Below are 20677 nucleotides of genomic sequence, written 5' to 3'. Positions count from 1 at the left end.
AAATGATTTACTTAATTTCAGGCTGGTTCTCTATATTAACCATAATTGGACAGTGATCAGAACCCATTACATCTGTAAGTATCTTTGCATCTTTTACATAAGGTAAAAGATTATTTGATACAAAGTGGTAATCTATTCTCCATCCAGCATTTCTCTCTCTTGCTTTGAATCTGTAACTCCACCAAGAATATTCTATTTTATCAGGATTTATATATCGATATGTATCGGTATATTTGTTTTCTATAAATTTATCTATCCAAGCTCGCTCAACAGGCAAAAATCCAGATCTCTTTGAGTTGGCTTTTGCATTTTTTATATCCATTTCAGTGTGAGCTGTATTATAATCTCCACATATTATTAGTTTTTTACTCTCAGCTACGAGGTTATTGCAAAAATCTAAAATTGCATCATAGAATTCAAGTTTGAAGTTAAGTCTTTCCTCATTCATTTGACCATTTGGAAAGTATATATTGAGTATTGTAAAAAAATCAAATTCTAGTATGAGTACTCTACCTTCAGCATCAAACTTTGGAATACCTAATGATGTTTTTACTGAGATTGGTTTTAATTTAGAGTATACTGAAACTCCGCTGTAACCTTTTTTCTGGGCAAAACTAAAATAGGAATAGTAACCTGGTATATTTTTTAATTTTTCATTAAGATTATTTTCTTGAAGTTTAGTTTCCTGTATGCACAATATATCAGGCTTTTCTTCATCTATCCAACTAAAGAAGTTTTTTTTAGAAATTGCCCTCAATCCATTTACATTCCAAGAGTATATTCTCATAAAAGTTCCTCCTGTGTTAAGCTCCCTTTTTCATATCATTAACTGATTCTGCTGCGCTGTTTTCAGGAAGTATAAGATTTAATATTATACCTATTATTGTTGCAAGAGCTACTCCGGATATTTCTACAGGTGAGCTTCCTACATTGAATTTTAGTGAAGCTCCACCAATTCCAACTACTATTATTACTGAAGCCAATATTAGGTTTCTGTTTTTACTAAAATCTATTTTTTCTTCTACAAATATTCTAAAACCTGAAGAAGCTATTATTCCAAACAGTAGAATACTTACACCGCCTATAACTGGCATTGGCATATTTTCAATTAATACAGCAACAGGTCCTATGAAAGATAAAATTATTGCAATTATTGCAGCACCACCTATAACCCAAACGCTGTATACTTTAGTTATTGCCATGACTCCAATGTTTTCACCATAAGTTGTAGTTGGAGGACCACCTGTAAATCCTGCAAAAATTGTGGCTACTCCATCACCTAGGATTGATCTATGAAGTCCTGGAACCTTAGTAAAATCTCTTCCTACAACATTGTTTGTTACATAAATATGTCCTATGTGTTCTGCAAGAGTTACAAATGAAATTGGTGCCATAAGAAGCATTGCATTTGTATTAAAAGTTGGAGTTACAAATGCTGGTAGTTTAAAAATGCTAGTATTTAGTATATTATTTATTGCCTGTTTAGGTACAACACCTAAAACTAAGGCTGATATGTATCCTACAATTATTGCGATTAATATTGGAATTACTCCAAAAAATCCTTTAAAAAACATGCTGCCAAGTACTCCTATACCTAAGGTTATTATAGCTACTGATATCCATGCCCATCTTGGAATACTTTGCATCTGTTCTGTTGTATAAGCTGGATTTAGGCCAGACCAATTTATAGCAGTGGCTGCAAGTCCAAGACCTATTACAATTACAATTGAACCTACAACTACTGGTGGAAGGGCTTTATTTAACCAATCTACACCGCAAAACTTTATTACAATTGATACAATTACATATACAAGTCCTGCGGCTATAACACCAGATAACATAGCAGATGTTCCATAATTATTTGAAGCTATGAGTATAGGGCTTATAAAAGCAAAGGAAGAACCTAAGTAAGCAGGAAGTTTTGCTCTAGTACACAGTATATATAAAAGTGTACCAACACCGCTACAGAAAAGGGCTATGGATGGGTTCATCCCTGTAAGTATTGGAACAAGTATAGTTGAACCTACCATTGCAAATAAGTGTTGAAAACTAAGTGGTATAGTTTTTAATATAGGCAATTTTTCTTCTACATCTATAAAATTTTTCATATATAAAACGCTCCTTTTAGTCTCTCTGGACTATTTTAAAGTTTTAGATTTCATAAATTTTTACTGAATCATTTTTATCTATCTCTTTAATTTCAACAGAAACCATTTCACTTTTAGAAGTAGGAATATTTTTACCAACATAATCTGCTCTTATTGGAAGTTCTCTGTGGCCTCTGTCTACAAGTACTGCAAGTTGTATGAGCTTTGGTCTACCAGAATGAATAATGGCATCTATTGCAGCTCTTGCAGTTCTGCCTGTATAGATTACATCATCAACTAATATTATCTTTTTATTTTCCACATTCATTAAGTCAGCTTGTTTTATAAGAGGACTTTCTGAAATATGAGTTAAGTCATCTCTATATAAACTTATATCAACAGACTCTACATTCAAATCAATTCCCTCTATATTTTTGATATTTTTTGCTATCCTTTTTGCAAGTGGATATCCTCTTCGCTTTATTCCCACTAATACTATATCTTCTATTCCTTTATTTTTCTCAATTATCTCATGAGATATTCTTGTTAAAGTTCTTTTTATAGCTTTTTCATCTAGTATAAGTGCTTTTAGCTTCAAAATTATCACCACCCTTCCCTGTAAATTATGCTTAAAAATATCTACAAAATTGCAAATTAAAAGCCCTTCTCAGTGAAGGGCATAGCAATCTCTCAATGTATGTTACCTTGCTGACCTCACTGGATCACTTAAAGGGTATTAATTTTATTACATTATAGACTATATATTTATAAATTGCAAGTTTTTTAATAAATGCTTTATTGAAGTCTTTTTATATTAGGTTCTTTAGGAGATATATATACTGTTTTATTTGTATAATAAATTACCATTCCAGGTTTTGAACCATTTGGTTTGTGTACATTTTTAACTTGGGTGTAATCTACTGCAACTTTTGAAGAATTGCGTGATTTGCTGTAATAAGCTGCAAGAGATGCTGCTTCTTCAAGAGTTCTGTCAGGAATTTCACCAAAGTTTTTGATTATAACATGTGAACCAGGAATATTTTTTGTATGAAGCCATATATCATGTTTTGAGGCAAATTTTAAAGTTAGATGATCATTTTGAAGGTTATTTTTACCTACATATATTTCTATTCCATCACTAGATATAAATTTCATAGGTTTTGAATTTTTTGGAGTTTTAGATTTTTTATATTTTTTGAATTTTATATAACCACACTCCATAAGTTCTCTTTTAATCTCTTCTATGTCTTCATAGCTATCTGCATTTTTTATATTTGAAAGCACGGAGTTTAAATACTCAATTTCTTCATTTGTAATTTTTAGCTGATTTAAAGATGCAGATTCTGTTTTCTTTAATTTATTGTATTTATTGAAATATTTTTGAATATTATCTGAAGGAGTTTTATTTTTATCAAGTGAAATATCTACATATTCCATATTACTGCTGTAAAAATTTTGAACAGATATGTGTGAATCTCCTTTTTTAATCTTGTAGATATTTGAAGTTAGTAATTCTCCAAGTATTCTGTATTTATCTTTACTTTTGGCATCTTCAAGGTTCTTATTTAAAATCTTTATTTTTTTCTTACACCTATCTAAATTTATATTTATCAATTTTTGGAGATCAGAGCTTCTGTTATTTAATCTGTCTGCTTTGTCTTTTTCAAAGTAGAATTCTTCTAGTAGCTTTGAAGGAGAAGTATATACTTTATATTCTTTCTCATATACATTAGATAATTTAAGGCAATAAAAGTCTTTTATTTTGCCATTTTTAAGATATGAGCTAAAGTGAAATTTTCTATCTTTAATTTTATTGAACACTTCAGTTGAGAAGTGAAATATATTTTCAGGTGAAATACTATCTTCTGTTTTATATTTTTTAGTAAACCTTAAATAGAGTTCTTTTGAAAATACTTTGCTCACTCCTGTAAATATGTTTGAAAAAAATCTTTCATCAAATTTTAGAGATTTGTTTGATAAATATATCTCTATATCTTTTAAGTTAAATGAAAAGGGATTTAATTTTGTAGAACAAGGAGGTAATTTGTATTCTATTCCTGGATATATTGATCTAACAGTATTTACTTCTTGTGTTAAATGTTTAATGCTGTCCATTATAATATTATCTCTTTTTCTAACAAGAGTTATATTGCTGTGCCTTCCCATAATTTCTACAATTAAAGTATACATACTTTGAAATCCCATTTCATCCGAGCTTTCAAAATCTAAAAATATTACTCTATCTGTATCCAATTGATGGATTCCTATTAATTTACTGGAATTTAAATGTTTTCTAAGCACCATGCAGAACATAGGAGCTTTTTGCGGATTCAATTTATTTATTTCTGTTATATGTATTTTTGGATAAACTGAACTTGCACTTATAGATAGCTTGAAATGTTTTCTATTCTTTTTTATTGTAAGAATTATTTCATCTTTTTCCGGTTGATTTACTTTTTCAACTCTACCGTCAAGTATATTTTCTGTCAATTCATTTAATATGCTACTTATAAAAATGCCGTCTAAAGCCATATAATCAATCCTCTCGTAAGCCTTTATATTTATAAATTATATCATTTTAAAATTTTAAAATAAAGTTTTATCATACTTGTTGATAAAAGGTTATCCAGGTAGTAAACTTAAAACAAATAATACTTTGTGAGAGGATGAAAATTGAAAATATGAAATTTACTAAGATTCATGGCAATGGAAATGATTTTATTTTAATAGACGATAGAAAGGGTGAACTTATAAAAAAAGAGTCTGATTATGCAATAAGGCTTTGTGATAGACATTTTGGAATAGGTGCAGATGGAATTATTCTCGTTAGAAATAGTGAAATTGCATCTATAAAAATGGAAATAATAAATTCTGATGGATCCTATGCTGCTATGTGTGGAAATGGAATAAGGTGTTTTGCAAAATACGTTTTTGAAAATAAATTTGTAGTAGAAAATCCACTTAAAATAGAAACAGGGGATGGGGTAAAGATAGCTTTTTTGAATATTGAAAATGGTATTGTGAAAAGTGTGACTATAAATATGGGTAAACCATCGTTTGAGTTAGATAAAATACCTGCAAAGTATGATAGAGAAATATTGAATGAAAAGTTTTATATAAATAATAGAGAATATAAACTGACTACTATGCTTATGGGAGTGCCTCATACAGTCATATTTGGAGCTTTAGATGATTACGATATATCTGAAGGAGAAAAAATTGAAAAGTATAGTATTTTCCCTCAGGGAACAAATGTAAATTTTTGTGAAGTAATAGATGCATTTCATATTAAAGTAAAGACTTGGGAAAGAGGAGCAGGTGCAACTCTTGCTTGTGGTACAGGGTGTTGTGCATCTGTAGTTGCTTCAAACAGGCTTGGATTTACAGGTAATAAAGTTGAAGTTAGTGCACCAGGTGGAAAATTATTTATAGAAATAAAGGAAGATGGAGTTTTTATGACAGGTCCTGCAGTTATTTCTTTTAAAGGAGAATGCGAAATTTAATGAAATACTTTTGCAGAGGTATCTTTTTTGTAATGATATTTTTTGTAATTAGCGTTTTTACGGGATGTGGAGAAGAAAAAAAGGAAGTAACAGCCACATTGATACCTTCATATTCTGACGCAATTGTAGTTGAAGAGAGTAACAAAGAAAGCCGAGTTTTCAATTTAAAAAATAATGTTTTAAAAGAAAGCGGAAAACTTCAAGGAGTTTCGGAAATAGTTTATAATTCTAAAAAACCTGTATATGTTTATTTGACTAAGAAAAATGAAAGTAGTTCAAGTAATGAGAATAAAATTGATATATTCTATAATAATTCTAAACTGGAGTTAAGCGATTTTTACTATGCAAGCGATATAAAGATGAATCCTTCTGGTGATAAAATAGCATTTAGAAGCTATAAGTCAAATTCTATAAGTAGCGCTGAAGGTATGAGGATATATGACATAAAAAATAAAGAGTATATTGACTTAAAGTCAAATGTTATGGTTTCTGGAAATTTATATAGTTGGATTGATGAAAATAAAATTTTGTATTATGGAACTATTCAGGGAAAGGCTAATTCAAGTAAGATATATGAATATGATATAAGTACAGGTAGAGAAAGTTTATATTTAACCAATATAAATGGATATTGTATGTATTTTTTGAATATAAATCACAATATTATGTATATATCTGGTATTGGAGATGATTTATCATTATACTATTATAATTCAGAAGATAATACAACTGAGATATTGAATAACAATATATTGAAAATATACAAATATGTAGATGATAAGCGAGATGGAAGTATATTTTTTACAGCAGTTCAGAAAAATAATATTTCAGCTGTGTATAAGTTTTCTTATAAAAATAATAATTTAAATAGAATTACTTATGATTTTCCAAAATCTATAGAAGTATCTTCAGGAATTACAGAAGATGAAAATGGAAATATCTATTTTGTAGGTGATGATATAGAAGATGATAAAAACAGTAATGATAGCATGGACGTATTTGTATATAATACGAAAGACACATCTATAAGTATGCTGTCTTCTCATAAAGGTAAATATAAAGTATATGGAAGTGAATAATTCATATTAATATTGTTGAAATAACCTTGAGCAAACTGTAAATAGAGTTTGTTCAAGGTTATTTAATTTATATATGATTATATATGAAAAAAATCTTTATTTATCTGTTTAAAAAGGGAAATTATGCTAATAATTTTAAATAGATACATTTGATAAGGAGGAAAGTTATTGGATGAAATAGACTTAAAAAAGGTATTGATTGATAGGAGTTTAGTTAATGTAATACCCGAAGACATAGCAAGAGAAAATTGCTTGACTGCTTTTAGAAAATTCAATGGGAAAATCTATATAGCTATAGATAATGTTCCTAATTTTCAGCTGAGAGAAAAACTAAAATTTGTAGTTAAAATGGACATAAGTTTTTTTAAGGCAGATAGAAAAGAAATATTTAGATTTATAGACAGTCTTTATTCTAGAGAAAAGTTAGATTGTGCTGTAAATGACATTGATATTGAAGATGTAAAAGTTGAAAGAGAAGATTCATCAAAATTTATTAATTCTCCTGTAGTTAAGGCAGTAAACTATATAATTGAAAGAGCAGTAAATGAGAGAGCAAGTGACATTCACATAGAGCCTTTTGAAAATGATGTAAATATAAGATTTAGAATAGATGGATCTATTTTAAATTACACTAGAATACCAAAGAGAATATATTCATCTATATGTACAAGAATAAAGATAATGGGAGATATGAATATAGCTGAGAAGAGAATACCACAAGATGGAAAAATATCTTTTTCAATAGGTAGAAAAAACTATGATATAAGGGTATCTATACTGCCTACTGTTTATGGTGAGAAGATAGTTCTTAGAATATTATACAAAGATAAGAAGATATTGAATCTTGAAAAGCTTGGATTTTTAAGTCAAGATGCAGATAAAATAATTGAAATGGCATCTAGGCCTAGTGGAATAATTTTAGTAGTAGGACCTACAGGAAGTGGTAAATCAACTACAATTTATTCATTATTAAATAACATGGATAAAGAGAGAAAGAATATAGTTAGCATTGAAGATCCTGTTGAATATACTATTGAAGGAGTTAATCAGGTAAATGTAAATAATAAGGTAGGTGTGAATTTTGCATCAGGACTTAGGGCTATTTTGCGTCAAGATCCAGATGTAATTATGGTTGGAGAAATAAGGGATGAAGAAACTGCAAGCATAGCTGTTAAAGCTGCAATAACAGGACATTTGGTATTGAGTACACTTCATACAAAGAATGCAAAAGAAGCAGTTTTAAGACTTGAAAGTATGGGAGTGCCATCCTATTTTATAAAAGATGCATTAATAGGTGTAATATCCCAAAGGCTTGTAAAAAAATTATGTATGAATTGTAGAAAAATGTGTAAAAACAATAGTAAAAATATATTTAATAAGGATGTAAATGATATTGTATACAAAAATGAAGGGTGTTCCAAATGCAATTATACAGGATATATTGGTAGAACGGTTTTGTACGAAATAAGTTTCATAGATCATGGAAATATTGATATAAATACAATTAGAAATAATTCAGAAAACTTGATAAATAATGGTATTACGAGCATTGATGAGATAAATAAATTCAGAGTATAAGATGGTGTATTATATGAAAATTATAAAATATTTAGGGAAGGATCTTAATGGAAAATCCTTTAGCGGAACTTGTAAATATGATGAATTAGATAAAATTAAAAAAGAATTTTCTGAAAAGGGATTATACATATATAAGATATCTAGAAAAATATTTTGGAAAAAAGTATTTTATGTAAAACCTAATTTATTGGATATAAGTATTATGTGTAGTAAATTAAATATAATGCTCAGTTCAGGTATATCAATATCAAAGGCATTTATGAGCCTTGAAAGTCAGAGTCAAAATAAATTATTGAAATATACAATTTCTGATATAATAGGTCAATTGATGCAAGGAAGAAGTCTTTATTTAAGTATTAAAAAATTCAAAACTATATTTCCTGATTATATGATAGAAATGATAGGTGTCGGGGAAGAAAGTGGGAATCTTGAAGGTGTATTAAAAGAATTGTCAGAGTATTATGAAAGAGAGTATAAAATACATTCTGATTTAAAATCTGCACTTGTATATCCAGCATTGACTTTTATAATATCAATATGTATTGTGATATATCTTACAAGTAGTATAATTCCCAAATTTATAGATATTATGAACTTTAGTAATATAAAGATACCACTAATAACTTCTTTTATTATAAGTGCATTTAAATTTTTAAATATATACTTTTTTTATATAATTTCAATAGTTTTTGCATTTATAACTATATTGTATAAATTTTTAAAAAGTAAAGTTGGAAAATATATTTTAGATAGTATGAAAATGAAATTACCATACTTTAATAAAATATATAGTGAAATTTTGATGTTAAAGATTGTATCTTCTATGAGAATATTAAGCCTTTCAGGAGTAAATATTTTAAGAGCACTTTATGTAACTTCTAAAACTATAGGAAATAATGTTATAGAGCAGAGAATGAACGATTCAATTAGTGAAATAAAAAGGGGAAAAAGTATTCATAATGCATTTAAAAAATGCAAAATAGGAAATGATCTTTTTCTATATATGATAAAAACTGGCGAGGAATCTGGAAACTTAGATTTTATATTTCATAAATTACAAATTATATTTGCAAGCGATGTACAAAGAAATTTAAAAGTTTTGGTAAAGGTTGTGGAACCTATTATTATAATATTTTTGTCATTTTTTATTGGAATTTTTATAGTGGCAGCTATTATGCCTATATTTAATATAATGGATTCAATTTCTTAATAGAATGGAGAGTATATTTATGAAAAGGAAGAAAAACTTAACTATGAAAGGATTTACTTTAATAGAGCTCTTGGTCGTTATCTCAATAATATTAATCCTTATGGGATTTGTAGTGCCTAAATTTTCAGGTTATCAAGATAAAGCAAAAACAACTAAAGCAATTAATGCAGGAAAGCAGATTGAAACTGCAGCAATGGCAAGTTATGGAGAAAATGAAGGACAATTTTTAGAAGATAATGTAGAAGAGTGCATTGAAGAGCTTACTACTGCAGAAAATCCTGAAGTAACTGCAATAGGATCAGACGGTAAATCTGTAAATATAACATATACTAGCGATGATAAAAATTATCAGATTAAAATAGATGCAGATAATGACAATTATTTAATAAGAGAATTTGATGAAGATAGTTCACATAAAATAATATTTTCTAATACACCTTAATTTGGGGCTGTTTTTATGAAATTTATTTTATTAAGCAAGAGAGGATTTACGCTTATTGAATTGCTTTTGGTGTTAAGCATAATTTCAATTGTATTTAGTTATAGTTTTATAAATTTAAGTTCATTTGGAAATTTTAAAAATCAAATAGATGTAGATGTGTTTGAAAATGAATTTCTTCATTTTACAAATATGACTAAGGCATATTGTAGAGATAGAAATATTGATGGCTATATACGATTTGATCCCAATAATAATATTATTACATTTAATAGCAATGTAAAAACTATTTTTGTAATTAAAATTCCAAGAGGTTTTGAACTAAAATTAAATGTAGATCATAACAGAATAGATATAAGTAGTAAAGGAGTATTAGAAGATGCTTGTAGCATAAATTTTATAGATAGAAAGGAAAATATTCATTGTATAACAATCTGTGTGGGAACTTTTTATGAAGATATTAAATATTAAAAATATTAAAAAAGAAAAAGGATTTACACTAATAGAAGTTTTATGTAGCATGGCAATATTTGCAATATTGTTTAGTTTGGCACTTCAGATACAACTTGATTCTCGTAATATAAAAAGATATAACCATAAATTGAAAAGCTATACTTATGAATTTAGCTATATAAAAGATAGTATAATTTATAATTTAAGTTATAATGATGTAATCAAACTTTGGGATGAAAATAAAAGATATGTAAATTTAACAGATGATTTTATAGATAAAAGTGTCCCTAAAAGTGCTAAAGAACTTTTTTTAGATAGAAATTCTACTAAAAATTATATAGAAATAGAAGTTGAAAAAGGAGAGATATTAAAAATATATTTGAAAATGAATGTAAATGTGTATGGAATTATGAAATCAAAGGAGTGTGAATTTTATAAAGGAAATTTTCAAAGATAAGATTAAACCTGGATTTACAATTATAGAAATACTCATAGTAATAGCTATGATATCAACAATTGTTTCAATTCAAGTCACTGTAATACTTAAATATATGAAAGTTAGTAAAGAAGAAATTTATTTTAGTAGAGATAATTTTTATGTTAATGAAGCTTTTGCAATAATTAAGTCTGAGATAGACAAAGCTAAGTATATAAATATTTCAAATAATATGATAGCTTTAAAAAGACATGACAATGGAGAATGGGATTATATAAAGCTAAGCGTAAATTCAAATATAGTTTTAGCATATGGAGGTCCAGGATTTAAAACTACTAATAATGTGCTTAAAAATGTTTCTGAGTTTACTGTTTTAAAGAGATATAACATGTGCTTTTTAACTATAAAGACTAAAAGAGGTAATGTATATAGAAAATGTTTTGGAATAAGTGCAGAACGTGTAAAAGAGGATTCATAATGATATATGTATTAATTATAGGACTTATAACTATGATGATTTCAATAGAATGTTATCATATGGAGAGCCTCCTTAAAAGTGATGTAGTTTATGGATATAAAGATATATTTAAAATTGAAAAAATTCAAAAGGATAGAGAAGTTCTAATTACAAGATTAAATTCTTTTATTGAAAAAAATGTTGATTATGTTGATGAAGATGATATATCTAAATATTTTTCGAATATAGAAGATTTTAGAATATATTATGGAAATAGTTATGTATATTATGACAGGAAAAGTGATCTATTTAAATTGGAATATGTTTTGGATAATAAGTATTATAAAGAGGAGTGTTATGAATATGCAATTAAAAATGGCAATATTAGATATGGATGTATAAACTATTCATTTTGATAGTTATTTTAGAGAGGTGTGAAGAATGTTTAAGACAGCACTTTTAGAAGTGGTAGATGGAAAGGTTATGTATTTGCAAAAGTCAAAAAATATATTGTCTAAAAATATGAAAAAATCTTTAAATGTTAGGGATATTCGCAATATAAATGTTAATTTAAAATATAGGAATATAACAGTATTAATACATGGGGAAGAGATATATATAGAAAATATGATTATACCAAAGGTGAGAAAAAAATATATATATAATTTAGTTGAAGATAGATTAAGAGAGAAATTTAAAGATATTAATAATATTATGTTTTCTTATGAAATAGTAAATAGCAGTAGAGTTAAGTTGGATATAAGAGTTATGTGTATAAATTCAGATTGTACACATTTAATTAAAAAATTTACAGAGAATAATATTGATATTAATGGTATAGTTCCTGTGCAATTGTATGTATTAAATAAATATAAAAATAAGATAAATAGTGATAATTATATATTTGTAACGGAGATTAGAAATTTAACCTATTTTATAGCATGCTCTAAAGATAAAGTTCTATTTAATGAGATATTTCATGTTGACTCTGGAGATGATTTTTTGTATTGTCTTGATGAATTCAAATTAAAGTTAAATCTACTAATACCAAATATAGATTTTAAACATATGGAGTTTTTAAATTTTCCCTACAAAGATGTAATTAAAAATATATCATGCAAATGTAGTTGTAATGATCTTGGAGAGATAGTTATATGAAATATGAAATGTATTTTTTACCTAAATGGTATGTAAAGTCAAGAAAAATAAAAGCAGGTAAAAGATTGAAACCAATAATTGGAATAATATTGATAGTAAATATAATAGTAACTAACTTTGTAGTATTAAATTACAATAAGCTTAATTTTTTAGAAAGAAAAATAAAAGAAAATACAGCTAGATATAGAGAAGAAAGTGAAGTAAATAGTAAAAATAAAATGATAGATTCTAAAATAGTTTTATATGATTTAATTGATAACTTTCATAATTATGGAGAATTCAAAGATATAGATGTAAATAGTAAAAATGTAACTTTTGAATTTATAGGTGAAAGTGGTTCATTTTTAAGTTTTATAGAGGCAATTGAAAAAAGTAGGAAATTCAACATATCCAACATATCCTATTTAAGTGATGTATATGAAAACAATGGAAGTAAAAATAATGGTAAGGTCAACATGGGAGAATGGAAAATAGTGCTTATGCATGTATAAAAAATGTATATATTAAAAAGGTTTAGGAGAAAAAATGGAGTATCTAAAGTATAGTATTTTTAATAATTTAAAGTATAAATTTTTAATAGTGATTCTCATTGTATGGTGCAGTTGTAGTGCTTTTATAAATTTGTCTTTAATTAAAAGTATAGATTATGCTAAAGTGAAAATAGATAAATTAAATAAACAAACAGATAGTTGTAAGATTGTTCATAGGATAGAAAACAGCGATATAATTAATAATTTGAAACAAATAGAAGGAATTAATATATTGAATTTTCAAAATACTTCCTCTAAAAATAAGATAATTGTAACTATTGAGGCCAATGGAAATGAAAAAAACCTTATAAATGTTATAAATAAAATTGAAAATATAAATGGATTTTATAATCTAGATAATATAAAAATCAGCAATTATAATGATAAAAAATTTACAACTTTATTTTATGTTAGTTTTATAAAATATATAAAGGAGTGATATCAAGGACTAATATTTGCAAATAGCTATAAGTTTTGATAAAATAACATTGTTTAGCATATAATAACTTGCTTTATATATCTAAGAATAATAAAATATGAATTGGATAGTATAGATATTGTAGAGGTCTGTTAAACTGATAGGAGGATTCTTTGTGTTTGAAGATAGAATTGAAAAGTTAAGAAGATCAATGAAAAGTAAAGATTTAGATGGTGTCTTATTAGTTGGAGATTCAAATAGAAATTATTTAAGCGGTTTTACAGGAGATGAAAGTTATTCTTTAATCACTAAAAACAAATTGTTTTTTATAACGGATTCAAGATTTACAGAACAGGCAAAGCAACAAGTTAAAGATTATGAAGTCCTTGAATATGGTAAAAGTAATCCATTTGTAGATTTTTTATCAAATTTAATAGATAAGGAAAATGTAAAAAAGCTTGGGTTTGAAGAAAATATAGTAACTTATAGTCAATATGAAAGCTATAATAATAAACTTAAATGTGAGCTTGTTCCAATGAATGGTATGGTTGAAGATATCAGGACAATTAAAGATGATGAAGAATTAAGTGTTATAAAGAGTGCAGCTGAAATTGCAGATAAGGCCTTTAGTCATATGCTAGATTACATAAAGGTAGGAATGACTGAAAGACAGGTAGGTCTTGAACTTGAGTTTTGCATGAAAAAACTAGGTGCATCTGATTTATCATTTCCATCTATAGTTGCATCTGGAAAGAGATCAAGTCTTCCTCATGGGCAGGCTACTGATAAAGTGCTAGATGAAGGGGATTTTTTAACATTGGATTTTGGATGTATATACAAAGGATATTGTTCAGATATGACAAGAACAATTGTAATTGGAAAACCATCTGATAAAATGGTTGAAATATATAATACAGTGTTAGAGGCTCAAGAAAAAGCACTAAAGGAATACAGACCAGGAGTAAAGGCTGCAGATGTTGATTCAGTTGCTAGAAATTATATTGCTGAAAAGGGATATGGAGAATATTTTGGACACAGTTTAGGGCATGGTGTTGGAATGGATATTCATGAATCACCAGTTATTGGCTATAAAAATAGTGAAGAATTAAAAGAGAATATGGTGGTTACTGATGAACCTGGCATATATATACCAGACTTTGGAGGAGTAAGAATAGAGGATCTTCTTATAGTTACAGAAAATGGAGGAGAAGTTTTATCAAAATCTCCTAAACAATTGATAAGTATTAAGTGAAATTGATATAATTTATTTTGGCTTTAATTTATTTATAAATTTTATAAATAAAAAGCGATTACATAATTATAATGTTTACTAAATTAAATATTAAACTAAATAGGTCAAATAATAAAGAGAAAGGGGTAAAAGCCGTTTTTATCAACATTTCACTTATGTTATGTTGATTCTAGGGTGTAAACCATCCGAATTTAAGCCCCTGGAGTGTGGGACCAATTAAAAGTAACATTAAAAATGTGAAATTATGCACTATGAATGGGGAAGCAAACTTGTTAGTTTGCAAGACGGCATATTATATGATATCAGCAGGAGATTTAAGAAAAGGAACAACTTTTGAGCATGATGGACAAGTGTATACAGTAGTTGATTTTTTACATGTAAAACCAGGTAAAGGAGCTGCATTTGTAAGAACTAAGCTTAGGAATGTAATAACAGGAGCAGTTACAGAAACTACTTTTAATCCTACAGCTAAACTTCAGGAAGCAGTTATAGAGAGAAAAGAGATGCAATATCTCTATTCTGATGGAGAACTTTACTACTTTATGGATCAAGAAACATTTGAGCAAATTCCATTAGAGCATGAAAAGGTTGCAGATGCAATAAAATTTTTGAAGGAAAATATGTTTGCTACTATCAAGTTCTATAAGGGAGAAGCGTTTTCTGTAGAAGCACCTAACTTTGTTGAACTTCAGGTAACACATACTGAACCAGGAGTTAAGGGAAATACAGCTACAAATGTTTTAAAACCAGCTACTTTGGAAACAGGAGCAGTTGTTCAAGTACCTATATTTGTAAATGAAGGTGAAATTATAAGAGTTGATACTAGAACTGGAGAGTATATGGAAAGAGTACAATAGAGAATATATCTTTAAGATTTGTGATATACTATAAGGAAAAGTTAAAATAATTTTAAGGATGTGTAATATTATGAGCTCTATAAATTCAAGAGTAGCGTACCTTAAAGGACTAGTTAATGGACTTAATATAGACAAAAGCACTAAAGAAGGCAGAGTACTTTTAGAAATTATAAATATACTCTATGATATTTCTGAAGAGGTTTCTAATTTATCTGAGGATCAAAAGGCTCTGCATAAGTATGTGGACGAAATTGATGAAGAAGTGACTGATTTGTTTGATTCTATAATGTGCGATGACTATGAATCTTTAGAAGATAGTTATGATAATTTTAAAGAGGTAAAATGTCCTAATTGTAGTGAATCAATTTACATAGATAAAGATATGTTTGGACAAAGAGAAGATATAACTTGTCCTAACTGTCATAAAAAGGTATCACTAATTCTTAAAGATAATGATATTGATTAAAATTTAATAGAGAATATTTTAATTGTATGGAAAATAACTATTTAAATAAAAATTTAAATAGTTATTTTTTTTATGGAATAATTTTAGAAAAATAGAAATAGAAATTAATATAAAGAGAGGAGATGAAAAATATGTGTACTAAAGAAATATTAAATATACTACCGGAAACAATTAAAAAGGTAGTTTTGAATTTTGTAAATTCAAGTGATTTACAAGAGATAAGGATAAAAATAAATAAACCACTGATACTTCAATTAGGAGATAGAGAAATACTTTGCAGGTATGTTTCAAGCAAAGAAGATCTAAATACCATAGTCAGAAGAATAAGTAATTATTCAATTTATGCTTTTGAAGAAGAAATAAGACGTGGATATATAACTATAAATGGTGGTCACAGGGTGGGGATTTGCGGAAGATGTGTAATTGAAAATAATGAAGTAAAGACGATAAAGGATATATCATCAGTAAATATCAGAATATGCAGGGAAATTATAGGATGTTCACAGGATATTATGAAGTATATAAAAGATGAAGAAACTGTATTAAATACTATAATAATTTCACCTCCTAAATGTGGCAAGACAACACTTATAAGGGATATAGCAAGAAACTTATCAAATGGAATGAAATCTCTCAAATTTAAAGGTATAAAAGTTTGCGTAATAGATGAGCGAAGTGAGATTGGTGCATGCTCCAGAGGAGTTCCACAGCTTGATGTAGGTGTAAGGACTGATGTGCTAGATGGATGTCTTAAAAGTGAAGGAATAATTATGGCAATAAGGAGCATGTCACCAGACGTTATTATATGTGATGAAATTGGCAGTTATAAAGATATGGAAAGCATAATTACTGCTTTAAATTCAGGAGTATATCTTATTACAACTATACATGGATATGGAATAGATGATTTATATAACAGACCTGTTTTTAAAGATATTGTGGAAAATAAGGTGTTTAAAAGGGCAGTAGTTTTAAGCAACAGAAAAGGGGCAGGAACTGTAGAATATATATATGATTTTGAAAAAAACAGCAAAATTTTAGGTGAATTCAATGATTAAGTTATTAGGATGTATTATGGTAATATTCTCAACTACGGCTATTGGATTTATATTAGGTGAAAAGTTAAAAAATAGGACTAGAGAACTTAGAGAATTACAAAGGTGTATATATGAAATCAAGACTAGAATACTATATTCCCATACAACTTTGCCTCAGGCTATAGCTACTGCATCAACTAAAGTTAAGAGACCTGTATCTACTTTATTTATGGAAGTTTCAAAGATGCTAAATAAAAACAGTGTAAATAATGTTTATCAGGCTTTTGAAAGTGTGTTTGCAGACAATAGAGATATATTTAATTTAAAAGATGAAGATATAAGCATAATTTTGGATTTTTCAAAATCCCTTGGAGAATCGGATTTAGAAGGGCAGAAATCAATATTTTCATTAACAATTGAGAACTTAAAAAAGCAAATAGATATGTCTGAAGTTATTTTAAAAAAGAACATAAAGATGTATAGATATCTTGGATTTTCTTTAGGTGCAGTGGTAGTTATACTTTTAATTTAATATGGAGAATTATGCATCTTAGATTTTAAAAAGATTATAAGGGGAGATACGAGTATGTTAGATGTGAGTTTAATATTTAAAATAGCAGCAGTTGGTATAGTTGTAATTGTGATAAATAAGGTTCTTGAAGCCAGCGGGAAAGGTGAGTATGCTGTACTTGCAAATTTAGTAGGTGTTGTAATAGTACTTATGATGGTAATAACTGTAATAAACACATTGTTTAATACAGTAAAAACTATGTTTCAATTTTAGGAGAGAATATGGAAATAATAAAAATAGTAGCATTTGCTTTTGTTGCTCTTTTTATATCTTTGATGTTTAAGGGAAAAAGAAGAGATGATTTTGCTGTATATGTAAGTATTGTAGCAGGAATTATGATATTTATATTCATGTTTACCAAAATAACAGCCGTGCTTCAATTTATAGAAAGATTAGCATTGAAAGCAAATATAGATTTTGTATACCTTAATACTGTATTTAAAATACTTGCCATTGCATATCTTGCATCTTTCTGTAGTGAAATATGCAAAGATGCAGGAGAAACTAGTTTAGGAACAAAAGTTGAATTTGCAGGTAAAATTTTGATTCTTGTTCTTGCAATTCCAATACTTATGGCTGTTTTACAGTCAATTTTGAAGATTATGTAGGTGTTCATATGAAAAATATTATATTGGGTTTGGTTGTTGTAATTATAATGAGCTTTAATGTACAAGCAACGTATGGATCTTTTCAAGACAGCCAAAATACTTCAAATGATAAAAGTAACTATGAAAGTAAAATAAATATAAAAGACAACAAAGATTTAGGTGAAGAGGTAAGTGGCGAAAAGGATAAAATAGATAAATTATATGATTACATATCCAACATAAAGACAAAAAATGAATTACTAAAGGATATAGATTTCAAAGAATATGTAAAGAGTTTTATAAAATCAGGAAATGGAAATATATCTACAAAGAAAATTATAAATGCTTGCATTATGTATATGATAAGGGAACTTACAGCATCTATAAAACTTTTAGCTACTTTGGTTGTTATAGCCATAATATGTGCCTTGATTACTAATTTAGAAAGAGCATTTAGTTCTGATAATCTATCGAATATAGCCTACTATGCTTGTTACTCTCTTTTAATAATAATAATGGCTAAGAGCTTTTATATAGGAGTAGATTTAGCTAGATCTACAATAAGGGAAATGTCTGACTTCATGCTTGCTCTTATACCAATTCTCATTATGCTTTTGACAGCCTCTCGGAGTATTGTAGAAGCTGCAGTTATGGATCCTATTATAATTGGAGCTATAAATATAAGTGCTCAATTATTTATAAATTTTATAATTCCAATTGTATGTATGTCTTTTGTGCTTCAATTTGTAAACAATCTGTCTTCAGAATATAAAATAGATAAACTTACTAAACTTTTAAGCCAAGCAGCACTTTGGGCACAGGGAATAATTATGACTGTATTTGTTGGAATAGTTACAGTGAGAGGCATAACATCTAAAACTATAGATGAGGTAACTGCTAAAACTGCAAAATTTGCTATAGATAACTTTGTTCCTATAGTTGGAAAAAGCCTTTCAGATGCAGTATCAACTGTAGCTGGTTATTCTGTACTACTAAAGAATTCTTTGAGTGTTGTTGGACTTATAGTTTTGGTTTGTATACTGCTATTTCCCATAATTAAGCTTCTAGTAATTGTAATATTATATAAATTGACAGCTGCACTTATAGAACCTATAAGTGATAGTAGAATGGTTAACTGTATAAGTTCAGCAGGAGATTCTCTTATGGTTATAACAGGATGTCTTATATGTGTATCTGTAATGTTCTTTATAATGATAGCAATCATTGCCGCATGTGGCACAGCTGCCGTATAGGAGGTGATGTATTGTTCCTTGATTCTTTGAGAAATTGGATTGTAAATATATGTACCGCAGTATTTTTTATAACAGCAGTTGAAATGATACTGCCGGACAATAGTATAAAAAAATATGCAAAATTTGTGCTTGGGATAATTTTAATAACTGTATTTTTGAATCCAATAATCAGTTTATTTAATGAAAACTTCAATATAAATACCTATGGTGCAAAAATTATGCAAAGCTTTAGCAAAAGTGATAGTTCAGATGACATAGAAAAATATAGAAAAGAGAATTTAAATGATACTATAAAGAATTTCAAGATAAACCTTGAAAAAAACTGTGAAGAAAAACTAAAAGAAGAGTATCCAAATGAAAATTGTACAGTAAAAGTTGATGTTAAATATGATGACAAAACAAACAATATAAATATAAATAGTATATATGTTACAGTGACCTCTGACAATGCAGGAAGTATAAAAAAGGTGATCATAGATACAAAAGATAATGAATATAATAGTGAGGAAAATTTGAATGATAAAAGGAGTGATGAGATAAAGTCATATTTGAGTAGCCAGCTTGATGTATCTGAAGATATTATACATGTAGTGAAAGCTTAATTGTTTATTTTAAAAGTAATTTAGAAATGGATAGGTGAAAAACTATGAATTTAAAAAAGTGGGTTTCATACATTAGTAAAAAGGTAGATGAAAGCAATTTAAAGAATAAGGGAAAAGTTGTAAATCTTATAATAATCTTTCTTATAGGGATACTTATGATTATAACTGTGGATTTTTTCAAAACTCCTCAGCTTAGCAATTCTCAATCTGTGGTAAGTACAAATTATAAGAGTGACACAGAAGAGGATACAACTAACTTAGATGAAAGTAGTGATTCTAGCGAATATGAAAGGTCTGTTGAAAATAAATTGAAAAATACTCTTGAGAAGATACAAGGTGTTGGGAATGTTGATGTAATGATCAACTTTAAAAGTGGTGAGGAACAGGTGCCAGCAGTTAATATAAATGACTCTACAAATGTTACAAATGAAAAAGACCAATCAGGTGGTGTGAGAACTACAACTCAAAGTAATAATGGAAGTACAGTAGTTGTGACAAATAATGGAGATAAATCCGAACCTCTTATAGTAAAGACTTATAAACCAAAGGTATCTGGAGTTTGTATTGTAGCAGAAGGTGCAGAAAATAAGATAACTGAACTTAGAATAGCAAAAGCCGTGGAAGATCTGTTTGATATAACAGATGACAAAGTAAATGTATATCCTATGAAGAAATAGTATATATATTAAATTAAGTGCATATAA

26 protein-coding genes are annotated in these 20677 nt (G+C 27.6%); 22 read left to right on the top strand and 4 right to left on the bottom strand.

What is annotated here, in order from left to right; all coding sequences use genetic code 11:
- Nucleotides 1-7: 7 nt before the first annotated feature.
- From H2684_RS04810 to H2684_RS04795, 4 genes are all read right to left on the bottom strand, one after another.
- Nucleotides 8-787, bottom strand: a complete 780-nt coding sequence (locus tag H2684_RS04810; protein ID WP_182088264.1) for an exodeoxyribonuclease III — start codon at nucleotides 785-787, stop codon at nucleotides 8-10.
- Nucleotides 788-803: 16 nt separating this feature from the next.
- Entirely contained in the window at nucleotides 804-2108 is a 1305-nt protein-coding gene (gene uraA / locus H2684_RS04805; RefSeq protein ID WP_182088263.1) for a uracil permease, read from the bottom strand.
- 43 nt (nucleotides 2109-2151) lie between these two features.
- The gene (gene pyrR, locus H2684_RS04800) at nucleotides 2152-2694 is read right to left on the bottom strand and encodes a bifunctional pyr operon transcriptional regulator/uracil phosphoribosyltransferase PyrR (RefSeq protein WP_347707517.1); all 543 of its coding nucleotides are present in this window, start codon (nucleotides 2692-2694) and stop codon (nucleotides 2152-2154) included.
- A gap of 188 nt (nucleotides 2695-2882) precedes the next feature.
- Nucleotides 2883-4619 carry an NFACT RNA binding domain-containing protein gene (locus H2684_RS04795; RefSeq protein WP_182088261.1) on the bottom strand — a complete coding sequence of 579 codons (1737 nt, stop codon included), beginning with the start codon at nucleotides 4617-4619 and terminating at the stop codon, nucleotides 2883-2885.
- 149 nt (nucleotides 4620-4768) lie between these two features.
- Here H2684_RS04795 and dapF point away from each other — a divergent pair, with 149 nt between their 5' ends.
- From dapF to spoIIIAG, 22 genes are all read left to right on the top strand, one after another.
- Complete coding sequence (dapF, locus tag H2684_RS04790) at nucleotides 4769-5590, top strand: diaminopimelate epimerase (protein WP_182088260.1); 822 nt, start codon at nucleotides 4769-4771, stop codon at nucleotides 5588-5590.
- On the top strand, nucleotides 5590-6669 hold the full coding sequence (locus tag H2684_RS04785; protein WP_182088259.1) for a hypothetical protein: 1080 nt from the start codon (nucleotides 5590-5592) through the stop codon (nucleotides 6667-6669). Before dapF ends, H2684_RS04785 begins: the two co-directional genes overlap by 1 nt.
- A gap of 168 nt (nucleotides 6670-6837) precedes the next feature.
- Nucleotides 6838-8247 carry a GspE/PulE family protein gene (locus H2684_RS04780; protein WP_182088258.1) on the top strand — a complete coding sequence of 470 codons (1410 nt, stop codon included), beginning with the start codon at nucleotides 6838-6840 and terminating at the stop codon, nucleotides 8245-8247.
- 13 nt (nucleotides 8248-8260) lie between these two features.
- Complete coding sequence (locus tag H2684_RS04775) at nucleotides 8261-9457, top strand: type II secretion system F family protein (RefSeq protein ID WP_182088257.1); 1197 nt, start codon at nucleotides 8261-8263, stop codon at nucleotides 9455-9457.
- A gap of 19 nt (nucleotides 9458-9476) precedes the next feature.
- Entirely contained in the window at nucleotides 9477-9899 is a 423-nt protein-coding gene (locus tag H2684_RS04770) for a type II secretion system protein (RefSeq protein ID WP_182088256.1), read from the top strand.
- Nucleotides 9900-9914: 15 nt separating this feature from the next.
- Entirely contained in the window at nucleotides 9915-10367 is a 453-nt protein-coding gene (locus H2684_RS04765; protein ID WP_182088255.1) for a type II secretion system protein, read from the top strand.
- A complete protein-coding gene (locus tag H2684_RS04760) occupies nucleotides 10348-10806 on the top strand; it encodes a type II secretion system protein (RefSeq protein ID WP_182088254.1) in 459 nt (152 codons plus the stop codon). Before H2684_RS04765 ends, H2684_RS04760 begins: the two co-directional genes overlap by 20 nt.
- Nucleotides 10775-11263 (top strand): type II secretion system protein, encoded by a 489-nt coding sequence (locus tag H2684_RS04755; protein ID WP_182088253.1) that lies wholly within the window; start codon nucleotides 10775-10777, stop codon nucleotides 11261-11263. Before H2684_RS04760 ends, H2684_RS04755 begins: the two co-directional genes overlap by 32 nt.
- Nucleotides 11263-11658: a hypothetical protein gene (locus H2684_RS04750; RefSeq protein WP_243159276.1), complete on the top strand. Its 396-nt coding sequence runs from the start codon at nucleotides 11263-11265 to the stop codon at nucleotides 11656-11658. Before H2684_RS04755 ends, H2684_RS04750 begins: the two co-directional genes overlap by 1 nt.
- Nucleotides 11659-11683: 25 nt before the next feature.
- Nucleotides 11684-12400, top strand: a complete 717-nt coding sequence (locus tag H2684_RS04745) for a hypothetical protein (protein WP_182088251.1) — start codon at nucleotides 11684-11686, stop codon at nucleotides 12398-12400.
- Nucleotides 12397-12891, top strand: a complete 495-nt coding sequence (locus tag H2684_RS04740; protein WP_182088250.1) for a hypothetical protein — start codon at nucleotides 12397-12399, stop codon at nucleotides 12889-12891. Before H2684_RS04745 ends, H2684_RS04740 begins: the two co-directional genes overlap by 4 nt.
- Before the next feature lie 130 nt (nucleotides 12892-13021).
- Nucleotides 13022-13369, top strand: a complete 348-nt coding sequence (locus H2684_RS04735) for a hypothetical protein (RefSeq protein WP_182088249.1) — start codon at nucleotides 13022-13024, stop codon at nucleotides 13367-13369.
- A gap of 154 nt (nucleotides 13370-13523) precedes the next feature.
- Nucleotides 13524-14600, top strand: coding sequence for an aminopeptidase P family protein (locus tag H2684_RS04730; protein ID WP_182088248.1), 1077 nt, complete (start codon nucleotides 13524-13526; stop codon nucleotides 14598-14600).
- Nucleotides 14601-14896: 296 nt separating this feature from the next.
- The gene (gene efp / locus H2684_RS04725; protein WP_182088247.1) at nucleotides 14897-15457 is read left to right on the top strand and encodes an elongation factor P; all 561 of its coding nucleotides are present in this window, start codon (nucleotides 14897-14899) and stop codon (nucleotides 15455-15457) included.
- A gap of 70 nt (nucleotides 15458-15527) precedes the next feature.
- Complete coding sequence (locus H2684_RS04720) at nucleotides 15528-15923, top strand: CD1247 N-terminal domain-containing protein (protein ID WP_182088246.1); 396 nt, start codon at nucleotides 15528-15530, stop codon at nucleotides 15921-15923.
- A gap of 131 nt (nucleotides 15924-16054) precedes the next feature.
- Entirely contained in the window at nucleotides 16055-16981 is a 927-nt protein-coding gene (spoIIIAA, locus tag H2684_RS04715) for a stage III sporulation protein AA (protein WP_182088245.1), read from the top strand.
- Complete coding sequence (gene spoIIIAB / locus H2684_RS04710) at nucleotides 16974-17492, top strand: stage III sporulation protein SpoIIIAB (RefSeq protein ID WP_182088244.1); 519 nt, start codon at nucleotides 16974-16976, stop codon at nucleotides 17490-17492. Before spoIIIAA ends, spoIIIAB begins: the two co-directional genes overlap by 8 nt.
- Nucleotides 17493-17546: 54 nt before the next feature.
- A complete protein-coding gene (gene spoIIIAC, locus H2684_RS04705) occupies nucleotides 17547-17744 on the top strand; it encodes a stage III sporulation protein AC (protein ID WP_182088243.1) in 198 nt (65 codons plus the stop codon).
- 8 nt (nucleotides 17745-17752) lie between these two features.
- Nucleotides 17753-18139, top strand: coding sequence for a stage III sporulation protein AD (spoIIIAD, locus tag H2684_RS04700; RefSeq protein ID WP_182088242.1), 387 nt, complete (start codon nucleotides 17753-17755; stop codon nucleotides 18137-18139).
- 8 nt (nucleotides 18140-18147) lie between these two features.
- Nucleotides 18148-19371 carry a stage III sporulation protein AE gene (spoIIIAE, locus tag H2684_RS04695; protein WP_182088241.1) on the top strand — a complete coding sequence of 408 codons (1224 nt, stop codon included), beginning with the start codon at nucleotides 18148-18150 and terminating at the stop codon, nucleotides 19369-19371.
- Between the two features lie 11 nt (nucleotides 19372-19382).
- A complete protein-coding gene (gene spoIIIAF / locus H2684_RS04690; protein ID WP_243159275.1) occupies nucleotides 19383-19973 on the top strand; it encodes a stage III sporulation protein AF in 591 nt (196 codons plus the stop codon).
- A 44-nt stretch (nucleotides 19974-20017) separates the two neighbouring features.
- On the top strand, nucleotides 20018-20650 hold the full coding sequence (spoIIIAG, locus tag H2684_RS04685; RefSeq protein WP_182088239.1) for a stage III sporulation protein AG: 633 nt from the start codon (nucleotides 20018-20020) through the stop codon (nucleotides 20648-20650).
- The last annotated feature ends 27 nt before the right edge of the window (nucleotides 20651-20677 follow it).

Origin of the sequence: Clostridium sp. cel8 (assembly GCF_014050525.1) — a bacterium.
Taxonomy (GTDB): domain Bacteria; phylum Bacillota; class Clostridia; order Clostridiales; family Clostridiaceae; genus Clostridium_B.
Note: the sequence above shows the minus strand (reverse complement) of the source record. Positions and strands in the feature narration are given on the sequence as shown.